This is a genomic window from Salinisphaera shabanensis E1L3A (assembly GCF_000215955.2).
GTDB classification, from domain to species: domain Bacteria; phylum Pseudomonadota; class Gammaproteobacteria; order Nevskiales; family Salinisphaeraceae; genus Salinisphaera; species Salinisphaera shabanensis.
Window position 1 is genome coordinate 278,206 of the sequence record NZ_AFNV02000003.1, and the last position, 16,175, is coordinate 294,380.

Sequence of the window (16,175 nt, forward strand, 5' to 3'; positions counted from 1 at the left end):
GGGCGTAGAACGATGAGGCATACAGTTTCACGCGGTTTGATCTGTCTGGCGCTGTGCGGTTTTGCCGGTGCGGTCGTTGCCCAGGAATATCATGGCAATGAAAAGCCCGCGGGCAACGACTGGGTATCGCAGACGACCCAGACCTGTGCCAGCTGCCACGGCAAGAACGGTGTATCGCAAACGGCAAACTTCCCGGTTATCGCTGGCCAGTACCAGGATTATCTCCTGCACAGTCTGAAAGCCTATCGCGATGGTGATCGCAAAAACGCGATCATGGGCGGACAAGTTCAGGGCATGAGTGATGCGCAGCTCAAGGCGCTGGCTCGCTATTACAGTGAGCAGGATAGTCCGCTGCATACGCCGATGGCCGACTAATTTGAATCGCTGGGCGCTCGCGCGCCTCGCTTGGGGGAGTAATCGATGTCGAATTTCGCGATCTACATGATTGGTATCGTCATTGTGGCCGGTGCGCTGGCTTACGGTGCCTATGCCTTGAGCGTGCCCCCGGTCTGGATCGGTGTGGGCGCGGCGGTGATCCTGGGCTTCGGGCTCATGGGCGCAGTCAAGAAAACCCGCGGGCCTTCCAACGGGCCGCGGCGCTAGTACATCCGTCGGCGGCTGCGCGTCGCCCGGCCGGGCGCTAAAGAAGCGCCCCATCACGGCCGCCGAAGGCCGGATTACGCCTCTGTATTGAATCCCAGCCGCGCCAGCAAGCCGTCGAATTCGTCGAGATCGTGAAAAGCGATCCGTAATTCGCCGCGCCGCCGCTCGGCGTCGTAGTCGATGGCGACCGCGTTGCCGACATGCTCGGCCAGCCGGGTTTCCAGCTCTCGCATCGTGTTATCCGGACCCGTGGCGTCGCGGGTGGGCGCCGCCTGGGTGGCCGCACGGCGTGCGGCCTGTTCGAGCTGGCGTACGCTCATGTGCTTTTTGGCCGCGTCGCGCGCGAGCGCAATCTGTTGCGCCTCGCTCAGCCCGGCCAGGATCTTGGCGTGTCCCAGGTTGAGTTCGCCGGCTTCGATATGACGCTGGACCGGAGCCGCGAGCTGGCGCAGGCGTAGATAATTGGTCACGTAGACCCGCGACTTTCCGATCTGGCGGGCGACGGCGTCGTGGGTGAGGCCGTGTTCGTCGCACAGGCGTGCCAGGCCATGGGCCGTATCCATCACACCCAGCGATTCACGCTGTAGATTCTCGATCAGCCCCAGCACCGCAGCCTGGGTGGCATCCAGATCGTTGCGCACGATCGCCGGCAGTTCGGTCAGGCCCGCGCGTTGGGCCGCACGCCAGCGGCGCTCCCCGGCCAGCAGCTGATAGCCCGACGCATGGTCGCCGCATACCACCACCGGCTGGATCACCCCGGCGCTGGCGATCGAGGTGGCGAGTTCGTCGATACGCTCGGATTCGAATGCCGTACGCGCCTGGCTCGTGCCGGGCCGGATCAGCTCGATACTGATTGATACCACGCGACGGGCGTGGCTTTCGGCGGCGGGGGAAAAATCGGTCATCGAAGCAGGCCTGAAACAGGCTCGGCACGGCTGATCTGCGTGCTAAGCTCAAAGCGTTGGCGCCAGTGTAAGACCAAAGACGCGTCGTTGATAAAGCGTCTGTTCGTGCGAGGAGTAAACATGCGCACCCGGCAATTTCTTAAACCGCGGACCGTGGGCCGCGATGTCGACCAGTTGGTCGATGCCTTGCCGAAACATAATATCGGCACCCAGGGCTACGATCCGTGGGGGCTCAACCCCGATACCGCCAAGATTACGTTCACGGCGGTGCGGTGGCTGTATCAGAACTATTTCCGCGTACAGGCGCAGGGGCTGGAGCATATCCCCGGGGAAGGGCGCCTGTTGATCGTAGGTAACCACAGCGGTCAATTGCCCATGGATGGCGTGATGGTGAGTTTCGCCGTCGCCAACAAGTCGGAAAATGCCCGTTTGCCCCGTTCCATGATCGAGCGCTGGTTTCCTTCCGTACCGTTTCTTGGCAACTGGATGAACTCGGTGGGCGGGGTCATCGGCGACCCCAAGAACTGCGGCAAGATGCTCGAGCGCGAAGAGTCGATTGTGGTTTTTCCGGAAGGCATTCGGGGTTCCGGCAAGCCGTATCGGCTGCGCTATCAGCTGCAGCGCTTCGGCCATGGTTTCATGCATTTGGCTATGGAGCACAACGCCCCGATCGTGCCCGTGGGCGTGGTCGGCTGTGAGGAAACCATGCCGTCGCTGGTCAATATCAAGCCGCTGGCGCGCATGCTGGGGATGCCGTATTTCCCGCTCGCACCGCTGGTGCCGTTGCCCGCGCGCGTGTTCCTCAATTTCGGCAAGCCGATGCATTTTGCCAACGATGCGCGCAACGAGCGCGATGTCGAATGGCGCGTTGAAGAGGTCAAGGACGCTATCCGCGATCTCATCGACACGGGTATTGCTCAGCGCAAGAGTATTTTCTGATGAGTCAGCCGAACGAGCGCAAGCGCAAGACAGCGTCCGAGAACGAACAGGCCAGCACAGAAGAGGATAACGATACGAAGTCCGCTCCGCGTCGCAAGACACCGGCTCGACGTCAGTCAGCACCTGCAGCGACCAAGAGCAAGAAAGCGGCATCGGGCATTGGTAGCAGCACGCGCGGCAAGATATTGGTGACCGGCGCAGCGGGCGCGCTGGCCCAGCATGTGATTGCGCTGCTCAAGGAGAACTACGACGTGATCGGCGTCGAGTTTCGCGGCTTGCAGACGGATTATCCGGATACCGTCGATTACGTTGTGGACTTCAACCAATGGCCCTTCGAGGACGTGTTCCGCGAGCACGGCTTCATGGGAATCATTCATCTGGGGCGGATTCGATTCACCCAGTCGACGCGCAATCGGCGCTATTCGGCCAATGTGGTGGGTACCGCACGGCTACTGCGGCTGGCATTGAAATACGGCGTGGAAAAGGTCGTCGCCATGTCCACTTTCCACGTCTACGGTGCGGATGCGCGCAACCCGTCGCTTATCGACGAGGAATATCCGATGCGTGCGGCCAACCTCATGCCGGAAGTGGTCGACGCCGTCGAGCTCGAAAATTTGTTCAATATTCATCTTTACAAGAATCCTGAGCTCAACATCACGATCCTGCGGCCGTGCAATATCGCGGGCCCGGGTATCAACAACGAGATCAGTCGGATGCTGGCGCAGCCGGTCGTGCCATGTCTGTTCGGTTTCTCGCCGTTAATGCAGTTCATTCATGTAGAGGATATGGCCGATGCCGTGGTGCGGTCATTCGAGCGTAACCATCCAGGCGTATATAATGTTGCCCCTGACGACTATGTGGCCTATCAGGATGCGCTGCAGCTGGCCGGCTGTCGCCGGCTGTTTCTGCCCTCCGTGCCGCCGGCGCTGGCGCGCCGATCGGTCCGGGCGCTGGGGCGTTATGCGCCACCGGATTATCTGATCGATTTCTTCAAATACGCGGTGATCATCGACGGCGGGCTGTTCGCACGCACCTTCGATTTCACCCCGCAACATTCACTGGCCGATCTGCTGGGCCATTATCGCGCCCATAAATGAGCGCGCTGCTGGCTTCGCTTCGAGGTATTACATGACGACACGCTTGCCGCAACGGCTGACTCTCCTGTCGGGGCTGCTCGGTCTTTTCGCGCTGGGTGGCTGCGTGCACAGTCCGCCCTCCGATCCCTGGGATCCGATCGAGCCGGTTAACCGCGCGGTCTACAAGTTCAACGATACCGCCGATCGCTACGTGCTCCAGCCGGTGGCGCGTGGCTACGACAAGATCACCCCCGATCGGGTCCAGACCAGCGTTGGCAACTTCTTCGCCAATCTCGACGAGCCGGTCAACATGGCCAATAGCGCCTTGCAGCTCAAGTGGGGGCCGTTCAATACCTCGCTGGGCCGCTTCATGGTCAATACCACGGCTGGCGTCGGCGGGCTGTTCGATGTCGCCAGTGCGGTTGGCGTCGACAAGGTCGACGAGGATTTCGGCCAGACGCTGGGTTACTGGGGCCTCGGCCAGGGGCCGTATCTGGTGCTGCCGTTCCTGGGCCCGAGCAGCGGCCGCGATGTGTTCGGCCGGGTGGGCGACCAGTTCGTCTATCCGCTCAACTATGTGGATGAGGACTACGACTACGTGGTCTGGAGCCTGCGTGCGCTGGATCTGATCAACCTGCGTGCGAGCCTGCTCGGTTTCGAGGAAACGCTCGAGCAGCAGTTCGATCCCTATGCCTTCATGCGTGGCTACTATCTCGAAAACCGTCTCAAGGCGGTTTACGATGGCGACGTGCCGGCCGATCGGTTGTATCAGGACGACGGCGCGGACGACGAAGACGCCGGCTAGCGATTGTCGCGGATGGCCGCACAGTCGACTGATCTGAAGGTGCTCGAAAGCCTCACACGTGCACAGCTGCATGCGCACGCCACCCGTTATTATAAAAGTGGCGGGCGCACCGAGCCGGAAGTGGCGCTCGTCGTGTACGGCGATGCACGTGCGGTGTTCAAGGACTATGCGCGTACGCCCGGCTGGTTCGGCCGGATAATTGCGCCCGTGCTGATCTGGCGTGAGGCCAGCGCGCTCCGGCGTCTCGACGGTATCGTCGGCGTGCCGCAACTCTATCGCCAGCTGGATGCGCGCGGGGTGTTGATCGAGTACCTCCCCGCCACGCCCTGGCCGCAGGCCAAACCTGCAGAGGCGGCTTACCACAAGCTCGACGAGTTGGTGGACCAGATGCATGCCCGTGGGGTGGCGCACTGTGACCTCAGAGCGCCGAGCAATATGCTCGTCGATGAAGACGGGCAACCCTATATCGTGGATTTTGTAGCCCGGGTATGTCGCGGCCGCGGCTGGAATCTGCCATGGAACTGGCTGTTCCGGCAGTTCGTGGGCGCCGATGAGAGCGCGCTTGCCAAGCTGCGGGTTCGCTTTGCCCCGCGGCTGGCCACCGCCGATGATCGGGCGCGGCTCGACGAGCGTGGCCCGGTCGAGCGCATCGCGCGCGCGATCGGCGAGCGCACGCGTGCCGTCGTACGTTTTTTCGTAGGTTCCTGAGTGGGTTGGCTACTGCGTATTCTGTCGTTGTTCATCCCGCTGCTGCGTTGGCCGCTGCGGGCCTGGATCAACACCCATCCGTCGCCTTCCGATCTATCGGAGATCGCGCTGACCGGCGACAAGCCGGTTTGCTATGTCTTGCCGGTCGCCAGTGTCATGGATTGGCTGGCGCTCGAGGCGGTCTGTGCCGAGCATGGCTTGCCGCGACCTTATCTGGCGGGCAACAGCATGCCGAGCATGCAACGCTCGGTCGTGGTGGCGTTGCCGGTCGGGCGCAGCGGCGAGCGTTCCGAGCTGCACCGTATCGTCGCGCTCGGCTTGCACGATCAGAATTACGACGTGCAGCTCGTGCCCGTCTCGGTGTTCTGGGGGCGTAACCCGGTCAAGGAAACCTCGCTGTTTCGTATTCTGTTCGCTGACAGCGAGCGTACGGGGCGGCTGCGAAAGTTGCTCATCGTGCTGGCCAACGGCCACAACACCCTGGTGCACTTCGGGCAGCCGCTCGATTACCGCGGCTTTCTGGACGAGGATGCGGCGCCCGACGTCATGGTGCGCAAGCTCGTACGCGTGCTGCGCATTCATTTCCGGCGTCAGCGTGCAGCCACGCTCGGCCCGGCGCTGTCGCGGCGCAGCCAGCTGATCAATTCGCTGCTCGCCGACGCCGACGTGCAACAGGCGATCGAAGATTCAGCGCGGCGCGATAAGGTGAGTACCGCGGCGGCTCGTTCCAGGGCGCGCGACTACGCCAACGAGATCGCGGCCGACTATTCGAATATCGCCATCGGTTTCATGTTGCGCGTGCTCACGTGGCTGTGGAATCGCATCTATGACGGTGTGGATGTGCGCCATCTCGCTCGCCTGCGCGCAACCACGCACGACCGGCGCGAGGTGATCTATCTGCCATCGCACCGCAGCCATATGGATTATCTGCTGGTCTCCTACATCCTGTACCAGGAAGGGTTGGCCTTGCCGCAGATCGCAGCGGGCGTGAACCTGAATTTCTGGCCGGTCGGCGCGTTGTTGCGCCGTTGCGGTGCCTTCTATCTACGTCGCAGTTTCAAGGGCGACCGTCTCTACACCGCCGTCTTTCGCGCCTATGTCGACGTACTGATTCAGCGCGGCCAGCCCATGAAGTTCTATCCCGAAGGTGGGCGCAGTCGCACCGGCCGGCTGCTGTCGCCTAAAACCGGCATGCTGTCGATGGCGGTCACCAGCGCGCTGGGCGGCAAAGGTGCGCCCGCGGCGATTGTGCCGGTGTATATCGGTTACGACCGCGTGATGGAGGTCAACAAATATTTCGACGAACTGCGCGGCACGCGGGTCAAAAAAGGCGAGTCGATGGGCGATCTCGTGCGCGGCTCGACCAAGGTTCTGAAACGCAAGTATGGCCGCGTGTTCGTGTCGTTCGGCGAGCCGATCGACCTGCAGGCCTATGCGGATGCCCATCTGCCGGATTGGCGCGATAAGATGCGGGCGCTGGAAATGGACAGTCGACCGCGCTGGCTGCAGGATTTTGTCGCCACGCTGGCTGAGCGAGTGATGGAGAGCATCAACGCCACGGCCACGCTCAATGCCACCGGTCTCGCCTCGTTGGTGCTGCTGGGGAGTCCGCAAAAAGCCGTCGCCGAAGACGAAATGGTGAAGACCTTGTCGCTGTTGGCGGAGCTGGCGCGTCGTTGCCCTTACTCGCGCGATGCCACGCCGCCGGAAAAAACCGACGGCCGTGAACTGCTCGCCGAGGCCGAGCCGATGATGCGCCTGATTCGAGTGCCCCACGCCTGGGGCGATGTGCTGACCGTGGAATCGCGTCAAGCCGTATTACTGACCTATACGCGCAACAACGTCATGCACCTGTTCGCGCTGCCGTCGCTGGTGGCCAATTTCTTTGCGCATGCCGAGTCGCGCGAGCGCGAACGTGTGCTCGATGATGCGGTAGAACTCTATCCCTTGCTGGCCTCGGAGCTGTTCCTGCGCTGGCCGACCGAGCAGGCGCGTGCCGCGCTGGGCGAGGCGATCGATGGGCTGCTCAAGTGTGGATTGCTGCTGAGCGACGAAACCGGTCGGCTACAGCGCCCGGAAGCCGGCACGGCGGCGTTCGCGGCATTGATGAGCCTGTCGCGGATCATGCGCGAAGCGCTCGAGCGTTATGCCATGACGGTGATGCTGCTCAGCCATAATCTTGAAACCGGTAACGTCGAACGCGGCCGTTTCGAACGTCAATGCCAGCTCATGGCCGAGCGCATGGCGATACTCACCGGCCGCAACAGCCCGGAATTCTTCGATTCCCGGCTGTTTCGCAATCATCTGCAAACGCTCGTGCGTGTCGGTTTGTTGCACCAGCAGGGCAGCAAGCTCGAAATCGACCCGGCACTGCGCGACGTGGCCGAGCACGCGCTGCAACTGCTGGGTGCGGACCTACGCCAGTCGATCGCGCATCTCACGTCGTTGCCGCACCTCGACGACGGTGTCGATAGCAGCGCACAGGCCGAGCCGGCCAGCAAATCAGACTAGTCGCAGCGCGACGCTGAAGCCCTAGCGCGGCGGCGCGGGCCGCCAGAGATAGAGCGGTTGGGCCGAGGCCTGGCTATCGAAGGATAAATCCACCGGCACACCGGCCGCACTCATGCGCAGTCCGCTGGCAGCGGCGGTTTCCGAGAGAATCGAGTTCGGTGCGCTGCGGCCCTGGTAATAGCGAATCACGCGCGCCGAAGTTACGTCCGCCGCGTCGCGTGCACGCGCCAGCACGTCATCGATATGGCCAATCTCGTCGACGAGGCCAAGACGTAGCGCATCATCGGCGGCCAGAATCCGGCCGTCGGTGATCTCGTCGAAATGATCACGATCCAGCTGGGGCCGACCGGCCTCGACCACGGCTACAAAACGCGCAAACAGCGAATCGATCACATCCTGGACAATGGCGCGCTCTTCGGGCGTGGCCTCGCGCAGTGGCGACATGATGTCCTTATGCTGGCCGCTGACATAGCTCGCGTTCTCTACGCCGAGCTTGTCGAGCAGGCCGCTGGCGTTCACGCCCGGTATGATCACCCCGATGGAGCCGGTGATCGAAGTCGGTTGCGCGATGACGGTATCGGCAGCCATGGCCACGTAATAACCGCCCGAGGCGGCCACGCCGCCGAAGCTGGCAATGACCGGTACGCCGGTTTCGCGACGATAGCGGGCGATACGCGAGTGAATCTCGTCGGCCGCGGCGACTGTTCCGCCGGGGCTGTTGATACGCAATACGACGGCGCCGATTTCATCATCGTCGGCTGCCTTGTCGAGCGCACGGCTGACTGTGGCCAGCGTTGACGGCTGCTGCACGAGTCCGAGCGCGCGGCTCGCCGGTGCATCGGAGATGAAGCCGGAAATCGGCAGCCACAGAATCTTGGCGCGACCTTCGCCTTGCACCGTGGTTTCGCGCAAGGCGTTGTCGCTGGCCCCGAAGGGCGAGATAACTACGCAGCCGGCGAGCGCAAACGCGAGCGCGAACAGCGGCGCCAGTTTCAGCGCAGAACGTGCACGACCGCCCACGCTAATGCACCTGGGTCTGCCAGGCCTCGATCGCTGCAATCGTGCGCTCGGTGGCCTGGGTCAGGCATTTTTCGGCCTCCTCGCGCTGTTCGTCGTCGAGATGCTCCCATGCCATGGCAATGAACGGGCGGGCCTCGTCGAGCACCTCGTGTTCGTAGAGCTGGCGATAGGCGGTTTCCAGGGCAGCCAGGCATTGGCCGATCGCATCGGCCGCCATCTTGGCTTGCTGGAATACCATCACGCAGGCCCCGGTCGCGGCGTGTTCGAGCATCGGCTCTTCTTTCGCGGCTGCCGGATAGTGTTCGGTGAACAGATCGGCCAGGCGCGTGACCATTTCGACCAGTGCGAGCATGGCCGGCATATCGTCGTGTAGCGTCGGGTGGCCGCGCTTGGCGGCGACATTGGCGGCGATCTTGAGAGCCGGGCCGATCACACGATGATAAGTGCGCGGGTTGAGCGCATCAGGGTCAAGCTGCTCGGGGTCGAGACGTCGGGCGGTATCGGGATTGTCCATGCTGAATATATCGGTTGGTCGTCGAAACGCACCTTGCGGCGCGCCAGGTTGCCGCTCGCGGTGTGGAATATCCGCCGGCGTGTGGAGTTCGGGGCTGGTCTGAGCCAGCCCATCATCCTATCACTCGGCCGGTAGCACGATCTCTACGCGCGCGCCGCCTTTTTCGCATCGGGTGAGGATGATATCGCCGGTATAGGAACGCACGATTTCGGCGGCGACGGCGAGTCCCAGGCCCTGGCCTTCACGGCTGGTATCCGCGCGTACGCCGCGTTCGAGCAGGCGCTCGGTCGAGCCTTCGCCGAAGCCGCGACCGTTGTCGTCGATTTGCATATGGAGATCGCCATCTCGCGTTTCGGCACGTACGTCGACTTCGCCGTCGCCGTACTTGGCCGCATTGTCCATGAGGGTGCCGAGCAATTCGGTGAGGTCGCCTTCATCGATCGGCGCTTTGACCGAGGCCGCGATATGTACGTCGAAACGCGTGCCCTGTTCGGCATAGACCTTGGTCAGAGCCCGGGCGAGTTTTTCTGCGATCGGCGCTATCGCGATCGATACGGCCAGGCTGCGCTTGCCGGCCGCAGCGGCTTTCTGGAGTTGATAGTCGAGGATATCGTTCATGCGAGCCAACTGATTGCGTAGCCCGCGGCGCTGGTTTTCGTCGAGGCGTTCATCCTCCGCCAGACCCCGTAGTACGGCCATCGGCGTTTTCAGGCTGTGGGCCAGATCGCCGAGTGCGTTGCGATAGCGGGTCAGGCGTGCCTGATCGTTGGAGAGCATGGTATTGAGATTGCTCACCAGCGGCTGGATCTCGTCCGGGTAGCGTCCCTCGATACGCCGTTTCTCGTGCGCCTGGAGATTGGCCAGGTTGCGGGCAAGCCGTCGCAATGGCGCCAGGCCCCAGCGCAGAATGAACAACTCCACAATCAACAGGATCAGCGCCGCGGCACTCAACAACGTCCAGAGCACCCCGCGAAAACGCTGCATCTGTTTGATGAAGGTCCGGGCATCTTCTGCTACCACGAGCGTATAGCGATAATCGGTGCCGTCGTCCGTGACCCAACGAAAACCGAACGACAAGGTGATTAGCGTGCCGCGCTCGGGATAGATACGCATGAACTGCCATTCGCCCACGGCTGGAAGTGTCTCCAGGGCGAGCGGATCGAGCAGGGAAGGCGAACGCCAGATCGCTTCGCCGCGTTCATCCAGGACCATGGCATATAGTCCGGAATCCGGCCGGGTCAGATCGGATTCCGGCAATACGCGCGGCGCCAGTTTGAACCCCCCATCCGCGGTGATCTCGGCGCTACCGAGCAGCGCATAGCTCAGGCCTTGAAGGCGGTCGTGCTCGGCTTGATCGGCGCGCTCGCTCACCGCGGTTTCCAGCGCCACGCCAGTGAGTACGATGAAAGCCAGCAGAAGAACCGCGGTGGCGGCGAGAAGCCGCGCCCGCAGCGAATTCATCACGGTTGTTGCGCGGTGTCGCTCGTAGGCGTGCGAGCATCTCGCGCCAGCCGGTAGCCACGGCCACGCAGGGTTTCGATCGGTTTGCGGGTGCCTTCCGGGTCGAGCTTAGCGCGCAGGCGGCGTACGAACACCTCGATCACGTTGGAGTCGCGCTCGGCGTTCTCCTCGTAGATATGCTCGGTGAGCGCGGTCTTGGATACCACTTCACCCGCGTGCAGCATCAGATGCTCGAGCACGCGGTATTCATAGGCGGTCAGTTCCACGGAATCGCCGGCGACGAAGACTTCCTGGCGCGCGGTATCCAGCACGATGTCGCCGGACTCCAGCTTCGGCTGTGCCCAGCCGCGCGAACGACGTACCAGCGCCTGGATCCGGGCGGTGAGTTCTTCCGGCTGGAACGGCTTGACGACATAGTCGTCGGCGCCGGTTTCCAGCCCTTCGACCTTATCCTGCCAGCGGCTGCGGGCGGTAAGAATCAGGATCGGATAATCGAGCCCGGATTCGCGCACCTCGCGAATGATATCCAGACCGGTTGGTCCGGGCAGGCCCAGGTCGACGATGGCGATATCGACCGGATACTCCAGCGCAAAGAAAAGACCCTCTTCGCCTTCACCCGTGGCGTCGACTGCGAAACCGTCACTGCGCAACTGAGCACAGATCTGTTCGCGCAGATCGACATCATCCTCGATAACCAGTGCTCGCATAACGTCAATCGTGTTGTTTGTGGGCTAGTGGCGTGCTTCGACATGCACGATATGTACACGTCCACCATCCAGCAGCTTTACCCGATAGTAGGGGCCGCCGGGGCCATCTTCCAGTACGACGTTGAGTACGCGTCCACCATATTCCCGTGATGCGCGTCGTGCCGCTTCTGCCGGGGCCACATTCGGCTGCGGACGCGTGTCGCGCTCGGCGACTTCGCTCGGTGGGGTTTTACCGGGGCCGGCGCCTTCTGCCAGCGGCGCGCGTAGCGCATTGCCCCCAAATTGGGCTAGCGCAATAGGGCATACAAGCAGCATCAGCAAGGCCATAGCGATGCGCAGGCTGGCCAGTGCAGTCTCTTGATCGATCGCGTAGCGCGTCATGGCAATAAGAGCAGGTGGTTAGCCCGCGCTAGAAGCCGCTCCGAAAGCCGGACGGCGATGTGTTCTGATAGCCGTTGCCGCGTTGCAGACAATCATTGAGACGGTTGTTTTCCATGCGCCGAGCGTTCCATGCGCCCGCGCTCGCGCCGGCAACCACCCCCAGACCGGTAGCGATGTCACGCCCGGAGCCACTCCCGAACTGATTGCCCAATACGCCGCCCGCGGCACCGCCGAGTACGGCCTGGCCGGCTGTGCTCGTTGCACCTTTTACCGCGACATTGCGATCATCGCTCTGGTAGTAGCAATCGTATTGCCCGCCGGGCACAGCCTGGAATATCGGGTCGACCTGGGGTCTGGGATTGCTCGCGCAGCCGGCAACAAAAATGGATGACGCCACCAAGCCAGCGGCCAGAAGGTGTCGTATCGGCAAAAAATTTGGTGTCATGATCGGAGTCCCCTAGCGTCGAAGCAAAGTTAGGCGCAATGCGCTGAACGCATCCTTAATTTTTGCATAACGCCTGCCGATTCATGGCGTATTCACGCAGTGGCAAGCATGATCGATACCAACAAGCAGCGATCGCTGCGGGAGGTTCGGACATCATGTGGCCAAAGATTCTCAAACGAGCCGCTGTACTGACCGGGTTGTTTGCGATGGCGAGTACTGTCGCCGCCGCGGACAATTCCGGCATCGTGATTATCGATCAGCAGCATCGTTCGACGCCTTTCGGCAGCTATAACAGCCAACGGCGTACCGAAGTTTATGGTCCCTCGGGCGGTTTCCGCTACGAGGAATATCAGACGCCTGTCCAGCCGGTTTATCCTCAGTATCGAAACCGCCATCGCGGCGGCTATGCCTACGGGCCGAGCTATCGCGGCAAGGGCCGCGTGTTCGAGCACAATGGCGCCAGTGGCCGCTACGGCGCACCCGCCGCGCCTGGTGTTTACGGATGGGGGCAAACGGGGGACCGCAATTATCGAGGCGATCGTCACGGGCGCGACGACCGTCGCCATCGGAATTACGACCGTAGTTACAATGAACGGCGGGAGATGGGTACCGGGCGCGCCGTCCAGCCGGCCCGGCGTGCCGTGCAGCCCGCCGAGCGTGCGATTAAATAGGGCGTTCGCTTCTCCCGAAACCAGTCGGTTCGAGCGCTTTGCCCATCAATGAGGGGTAGAATCTTCTGCCGTGCTCTGGCCTGTCGGGTCAAGTATTGCTTCCGGGCATCAGGTTGCACTGACGCATAGCGTCTTGCCAATGCTCGGTATGTCGTTCGATCGCGTGATCGAGATGCCCCCAGATACCGCGGTTGTCGACGAGTGTGGCTTGTTGATAGCGATCGAATTCCAAAGGCGGATCGATACTTTGTGCGTCAATCAGCGCCTCGATGGATGTCCGCCAGAGCCGGCCCGCGCGAACCAGATCGGCAAGATACGATTGCACCTGGGGGCCGTAGATATCCACGAGGATCGTGTGCAGCACCCGCGCGCGTCGGTTTGGCTGGGCGTTGAAACACAGCGGCCGTGAGGCCAGGCGCGCCTCGATGAGGGCAGTAGCCCGCTCGAGCGCAGCTGTGGCCTCCAGCGCGGCGACCTGCAACGCGCCGCCATATTCGCTGGCATCGAGTATTTCGTAGGCGTCGGCGAGCGATGCTTCATCGACTGCGCGTTGCGCGCGTATATCGGCTACTGCTGCGGTCAGGCGTGCAAGCGCACGGCGGGGCGCGCGCCCGGCTAGGCTCGGCTCGAGCCCGGCATTGCCGCCGGCGACACTGAACAGATGTGCCATTGGCGCGCTCGCGATGGTCTGGTTCCAGAGGAGTGCGCCGCGTGCCTGACGCTTGAGCGCAATCAGTTCATCCAGACGCGCAATGAAATCGCGATCATCGCCGTCCGCAACGGTCGTGTCATCGAAACTGGCGCGACAACGCGTCAGTCCGACCATAAGGTGCGACTCGTAAGCCAGGCGTGCCTGCGGTGGCGCCACGCGGCCAAGGATGCTGTTGCGCTCGGAAACCAGGTTGACCAGTCCGCAGCGATGCAGTTGAAAGAAACCGATCCAGCCGGTGCGCGGGGTATCGACCGGTTGTCGCAGATCGCGCCGTGCCGGGTAGAGGCGCCGGGTCAGCTGCGTGGCTGGCTCTGGATCGCGATCCAGCGTACGAGCCAGTCGCGTGAGATAGTCATCGAAGCGAGCCTGTGGGCTGTCCGTGCCTGTGCAGCCGCCGATAATAGCTGTCACGAGCGCGGCGGTTACCAGGGCAGCGGCTAACGTGAAGCGTCGCAGCATGTGTGGCCTAAGGGAATCGTCTGCGGTCATGAGTCGCGATACGATCGCTGCGAACGCGCAGTTGCTGGAGAGACAAGCATGTTCGGGCCCCGGCAGGGGAAGGACAACCCGACCGACGATGCGTCGGCGCCGCGGGTCGCCGTGCATGTCGAACGGCGCCTGGATGCCAACCGTGCGCTGCTCGACCGAATCGAGCATGCGATCCAGCCACGCGCCGGCCTCATACTGACCGACCTGGTCAAAGTTTGCCCGAGGTGGATGCGGGATGTGCGCTCTACCCCGCGTTGGACACGCTGGACGATCTGGCGCGTTTGGTAAGGGCGCAGTGTGCCGAACGCGGCGATGGTTGGCCTGTATTGGTCGTCGGCCTGTTGCCGGATCGGCTTACGTTGTCTGGCGGCTGGCCGATGCATGCGGACGCCAAGTGGTGATATCGACAGTTCGACGCTGTCCACGAAGCAAGCGTCGTTGCAGTGCCCGCGCGCTCGCGCTTTGGGTGTCGGACGGGCAGCCGAGCCGCGCCGTAGCGTCGGATCGTGCGTCGGTCGGCAGTGCAGGCTATGCTCGGCGCAGGTTTTCAAACGAACGCTGTGATGCCGGAACCTGCTGCCCAAGCGACCATGCGCCTGCGTGAACCCTTGGTTTTACCCTGTGGGCAAACGCTACCCAACCGGATCGCCAAGGCGGCGATGACGGAAGGCCTCGCGGATGCACGCATGAACGCCACGCCTGCGCTGGAAACGCTTTATCGGCGCTGGTCGCACGGCGGCGCGGGGCTTTTGATTACCGGTAATGTCCAGATCGACCGCTGGGATCTCGAACGCCCGGGTAATGTCGTCATCGATGGCGATGCCGATCGTGATGCGTTGGCGCGCTGGGCCGCTGCCGCCAAGGAGGGCGCAAGCCATGTCTGGATGCAGTTGTCGCATGCCGGCCGACAGGCACCGTTGTACTGCACCCCGCGCCCGGTCGCGCCGTCGCCGGTCGGCCTGAAGTTGCTCGGTGCCTATCGCACGCCGCGGGCATTGACGCGTAAGGGGATTGCGAGTGTGATCGAGCGCTTCGTGAATGCGGCGACAATCGCACGCGAGGCGGGTTTTGACGGCGTGCAGATTCACAGCGCGCACGGCTACCTGCTCAGTGAATTCCTGTCGCCGGTGACCAATCGTCGCCAGGACGACTACGGCGGCAGCCTGGAAAACCGGGCCCGGTTGCTGCTGGCGGTAGTACGGGCCGTACGCGAAGCGGTAGGTAACGACTTTGCCATCGGCGTAAAGCTCAACTCGGCCGATTTCCAAAAAGGTGGTTTCAGTAACGACGAGTGTATTCAGGTCGTGCGCTGGCTTAATGATTGCGGCATCGATCTGCTCGAAATTTCAGGTGGCAGTTACGAACAGCCGCGCCTGCTGGGCCATAGTGGCGACGAAAGCCAGGCTGAAGCCCCGCGTCAGAGCACGCGCCGGCGCGAAGCCTATTTTCTCGAATATGCGGCATTGATACGCAAGGCGGCCAGCATGCCATTGATGGTCACAGGCGGGTTTCGCTCGCGCGATGCCATGGTCGAAGCGCTCGACAGTGGCGATACCGATGTGATCGGCCTGGGGCGCCCGTTATGCGTGGACCCGAACTTCGTCGCCCGTCTGTTCGAGAACACCACGGCGCAAGCGGTGGACCCCGGCGCCGATCTGGCTTATGGCCAGGGCATGTTCGGGCCGCGCTCGTCGGTTTCCGCGCTGCGCTTCGTGAATATTTTTTCCCAGATGGGCTGGTATTACATGCAGCTCATGCGTATGGGGCGGGGGCTGGAGCCGGATTGGAATATGGCGCTTCGCCAGGGATTATTCGGACATGTCCGCTCGGAACTGAGCGCGGCTCGGCGGATTCGCTCTTTTCAAAAACAGGCGGATACGCTTGACGCGGAGTGAGCGCCTAGCTGAATACCTGAATCCCGAGTAATAGCACGCCCAGACCGTTAAGCGCGCCGTGGCCAATGATCAGAAATCGTGGCGGGGCACGATGCTTGAAGATGACCCCAAAGAAAACGGCGCCCGCGCCAAACCCGATCGCCACCAGTGCGAACGCGCTCCAGACCAACAGGCCGGGTTGAATGAACGCACCGATGAGCAGGCAAAGCAGCCCGACGCCCGCAATTGCACCGTGACCGATACGAAGCGGGCGCGTGGCGCCGTCGAGTACCGCCATCGTCAGCCCGCCGAGCGCCGCGACGAGCAATAACCAGAAGGCGGCAGTCAGCATGA

19 protein-coding genes are annotated in these 16,175 nt (G+C 62.5%); 10 read left to right on the forward strand and 9 right to left on the reverse strand.

What is annotated here, in order from left to right:
- Positions 1-12: 12 nt before the first annotated feature.
- Both SSPSH_RS17710 and SSPSH_RS03140 read left to right on the forward strand, forming a co-directional pair.
- Positions 13-375, forward strand: coding sequence for a c-type cytochrome (locus SSPSH_RS17710; protein WP_161627794.1), 363 nt, complete (start codon positions 13-15; stop codon positions 373-375).
- A gap of 45 nt (positions 376-420) precedes the next feature.
- Positions 421-603, forward strand: coding sequence for a hypothetical protein (locus SSPSH_RS03140; RefSeq protein ID WP_006914063.1), 183 nt, complete (start codon positions 421-423; stop codon positions 601-603).
- A 74-nt stretch (positions 604-677) separates the two neighbouring features.
- Here SSPSH_RS03140 and SSPSH_RS03145 read toward each other — a convergent pair whose 3' ends face one another.
- Complete coding sequence (locus tag SSPSH_RS03145) at positions 678-1,508, reverse strand: ParB/RepB/Spo0J family partition protein (RefSeq protein WP_006914062.1); 831 nt, start codon at positions 1,506-1,508, stop codon at positions 678-680.
- 120 nt (positions 1,509-1,628) lie between these two features.
- On the opposite strand from SSPSH_RS03145, the gene SSPSH_RS03150 reads away from it, so the two are divergent.
- From SSPSH_RS03150 to plsB, 5 genes are read left to right on the forward strand one after another with little or no spacing between them, the layout of a single operon-like run.
- A complete protein-coding gene (locus SSPSH_RS03150) occupies positions 1,629-2,447 on the forward strand; it encodes a lysophospholipid acyltransferase family protein (RefSeq protein ID WP_006914061.1) in 819 nt (272 codons plus the stop codon).
- A complete protein-coding gene (locus SSPSH_RS03155; protein ID WP_006914060.1) occupies positions 2,447-3,544 on the forward strand; it encodes an NAD-dependent epimerase/dehydratase family protein in 1,098 nt (365 codons plus the stop codon). The genes SSPSH_RS03150 and SSPSH_RS03155 overlap by 1 nt, the downstream gene beginning before the upstream one ends.
- Positions 3,545-3,575: 31 nt before the next feature.
- Entirely contained in the window at positions 3,576-4,328 is a 753-nt protein-coding gene (locus SSPSH_RS03160; protein WP_006914059.1) for an MlaA family lipoprotein, read from the forward strand.
- A 12-nt stretch (positions 4,329-4,340) separates the two neighbouring features.
- Positions 4,341-5,036: a protein kinase family protein gene (locus tag SSPSH_RS17715; protein ID WP_006914058.1), complete on the forward strand. Its 696-nt coding sequence runs from the start codon at positions 4,341-4,343 to the stop codon at positions 5,034-5,036.
- Positions 5,037-7,547 (forward strand): glycerol-3-phosphate 1-O-acyltransferase PlsB, encoded by a 2,511-nt coding sequence (gene plsB, locus SSPSH_RS03170; protein ID WP_006914057.1) that lies wholly within the window; start codon positions 5,037-5,039, stop codon positions 7,545-7,547.
- Between the two features lie 21 nt (positions 7,548-7,568).
- Here plsB and sppA read toward each other — a convergent pair whose 3' ends face one another.
- The 6 genes from sppA to SSPSH_RS03200 form a co-directional block, all read right to left on the reverse strand.
- Complete coding sequence (gene sppA / locus SSPSH_RS03175) at positions 7,569-8,567, reverse strand: signal peptide peptidase SppA (RefSeq protein ID WP_006914056.1); 999 nt, start codon at positions 8,565-8,567, stop codon at positions 7,569-7,571.
- Between the two features lies 1 nt (position 8,568).
- Positions 8,569-9,081 carry a hypothetical protein gene (locus SSPSH_RS03180; RefSeq protein WP_006914055.1) on the reverse strand — a complete coding sequence of 171 codons (513 nt, stop codon included), beginning with the start codon at positions 9,079-9,081 and terminating at the stop codon, positions 8,569-8,571.
- A 120-nt stretch (positions 9,082-9,201) separates the two neighbouring features.
- On the reverse strand, positions 9,202-10,542 hold the full coding sequence (locus tag SSPSH_RS03185; RefSeq protein ID WP_006914054.1) for an ATP-binding protein: 1,341 nt from the start codon (positions 10,540-10,542) through the stop codon (positions 9,202-9,204).
- Positions 10,542-11,249: a response regulator transcription factor gene (locus tag SSPSH_RS03190; RefSeq protein WP_006914053.1), complete on the reverse strand. Its 708-nt coding sequence runs from the start codon at positions 11,247-11,249 to the stop codon at positions 10,542-10,544. The genes SSPSH_RS03185 and SSPSH_RS03190 overlap by 1 nt, the downstream gene beginning before the upstream one ends.
- A gap of 24 nt (positions 11,250-11,273) precedes the next feature.
- Positions 11,274-11,630, reverse strand: coding sequence for a PepSY domain-containing protein (locus SSPSH_RS03195; protein ID WP_006914052.1), 357 nt, complete (start codon positions 11,628-11,630; stop codon positions 11,274-11,276).
- Positions 11,631-11,658: 28 nt separating this feature from the next.
- Entirely contained in the window at positions 11,659-12,075 is a 417-nt protein-coding gene (locus tag SSPSH_RS03200) for a glycine zipper 2TM domain-containing protein (RefSeq protein ID WP_021031352.1), read from the reverse strand.
- Between the two features lie 155 nt (positions 12,076-12,230).
- Here SSPSH_RS03200 and SSPSH_RS03205 point away from each other — a divergent pair, with 155 nt between their 5' ends.
- The gene (locus tag SSPSH_RS03205) at positions 12,231-12,746 is read left to right on the forward strand and encodes a hypothetical protein (protein ID WP_021031353.1); all 516 of its coding nucleotides are present in this window, start codon (positions 12,231-12,233) and stop codon (positions 12,744-12,746) included.
- A gap of 88 nt (positions 12,747-12,834) precedes the next feature.
- Here the strand turns inward: SSPSH_RS03205 and SSPSH_RS03210 are convergent, their stop codons facing one another.
- Positions 12,835-13,869, reverse strand: coding sequence for a DUF3080 family protein (locus tag SSPSH_RS03210; RefSeq protein WP_161627795.1), 1,035 nt, complete (start codon positions 13,867-13,869; stop codon positions 12,835-12,837).
- 126 nt (positions 13,870-13,995) lie between these two features.
- Here SSPSH_RS03210 and SSPSH_RS18925 point away from each other — a divergent pair, with 126 nt between their 5' ends.
- A complete protein-coding gene (locus SSPSH_RS18925) occupies positions 13,996-14,235 on the forward strand; it encodes a hypothetical protein (protein WP_021031355.1) in 240 nt (79 codons plus the stop codon).
- 275 nt (positions 14,236-14,510) lie between these two features.
- The gene (locus SSPSH_RS03215) at positions 14,511-15,842 is read left to right on the forward strand and encodes an NADH:flavin oxidoreductase/NADH oxidase family protein (RefSeq protein ID WP_006914047.1); all 1,332 of its coding nucleotides are present in this window, start codon (positions 14,511-14,513) and stop codon (positions 15,840-15,842) included.
- 4 nt (positions 15,843-15,846) lie between these two features.
- Here the strand turns inward: SSPSH_RS03215 and SSPSH_RS03220 are convergent, their stop codons facing one another.
- Entirely contained in the window at positions 15,847-16,173 is a 327-nt protein-coding gene (locus SSPSH_RS03220) for a hypothetical protein (RefSeq protein WP_006914046.1), read from the reverse strand.
- Positions 16,174-16,175: the final 2 nt, after the last annotated feature.

What these genes read in the sequence shown, in the direction of transcription:
- SSPSH_RS18925 (WP_021031355.1), top strand. Translation starts at nt 13,996, where the DNA reads ATGTTCGGGCCCCGGCAGGGGAAGGACAACCCGACCGACGATGCGTCG.
- SSPSH_RS03220 (WP_006914046.1), bottom strand. Translation starts at nt 16,173, where the DNA reads ATGCTGACTGCCGCCTTCTGGTTATTGCTCGTCGCGGCGCTCGGCGGG.
- SSPSH_RS03150 (WP_006914061.1), top strand. Translation starts at nt 1,629, where the DNA reads ATGCGCACCCGGCAATTTCTTAAACCGCGGACCGTGGGCCGCGATGTC.
- SSPSH_RS17715 (WP_006914058.1), top strand. Translation starts at nt 4,341, where the DNA reads ATGGCCGCACAGTCGACTGATCTGAAGGTGCTCGAAAGCCTCACACGT.
- SSPSH_RS03200 (WP_021031352.1), bottom strand. Translation starts at nt 12,075, where the DNA reads ATGACACCAAATTTTTTGCCGATACGACACCTTCTGGCCGCTGGCTTG.
- SSPSH_RS17710 (WP_161627794.1), top strand. Translation starts at nt 13, where the DNA reads ATGAGGCATACAGTTTCACGCGGTTTGATCTGTCTGGCGCTGTGCGGT.
- SSPSH_RS03160 (WP_006914059.1), top strand. Translation starts at nt 3,576, where the DNA reads ATGACGACACGCTTGCCGCAACGGCTGACTCTCCTGTCGGGGCTGCTC.
- SSPSH_RS03140 (WP_006914063.1), top strand. Translation starts at nt 421, where the DNA reads ATGTCGAATTTCGCGATCTACATGATTGGTATCGTCATTGTGGCCGGT.
- SSPSH_RS03185 (WP_006914054.1), bottom strand. Translation starts at nt 10,542, where the DNA reads ATGAATTCGCTGCGGGCGCGGCTTCTCGCCGCCACCGCGGTTCTTCTG.
- SSPSH_RS03155 (WP_006914060.1), top strand. Translation starts at nt 2,447, where the DNA reads ATGAGTCAGCCGAACGAGCGCAAGCGCAAGACAGCGTCCGAGAACGAA.
- SSPSH_RS03205 (WP_021031353.1), top strand. Translation starts at nt 12,231, where the DNA reads ATGTGGCCAAAGATTCTCAAACGAGCCGCTGTACTGACCGGGTTGTTT.
- SSPSH_RS03215 (WP_006914047.1), top strand. Translation starts at nt 14,511, where the DNA reads ATGCCGGAACCTGCTGCCCAAGCGACCATGCGCCTGCGTGAACCCTTG.
- SSPSH_RS03190 (WP_006914053.1), bottom strand. Translation starts at nt 11,249, where the DNA reads ATGCGAGCACTGGTTATCGAGGATGATGTCGATCTGCGCGAACAGATC.
- SSPSH_RS03195 (WP_006914052.1), bottom strand. Translation starts at nt 11,630, where the DNA reads ATGACGCGCTACGCGATCGATCAAGAGACTGCACTGGCCAGCCTGCGC.
- SSPSH_RS03145 (WP_006914062.1), bottom strand. Translation starts at nt 1,508, where the DNA reads ATGACCGATTTTTCCCCCGCCGCCGAAAGCCACGCCCGTCGCGTGGTA.
- SSPSH_RS03180 (WP_006914055.1), bottom strand. Translation starts at nt 9,081, where the DNA reads ATGGACAATCCCGATACCGCCCGACGTCTCGACCCCGAGCAGCTTGAC.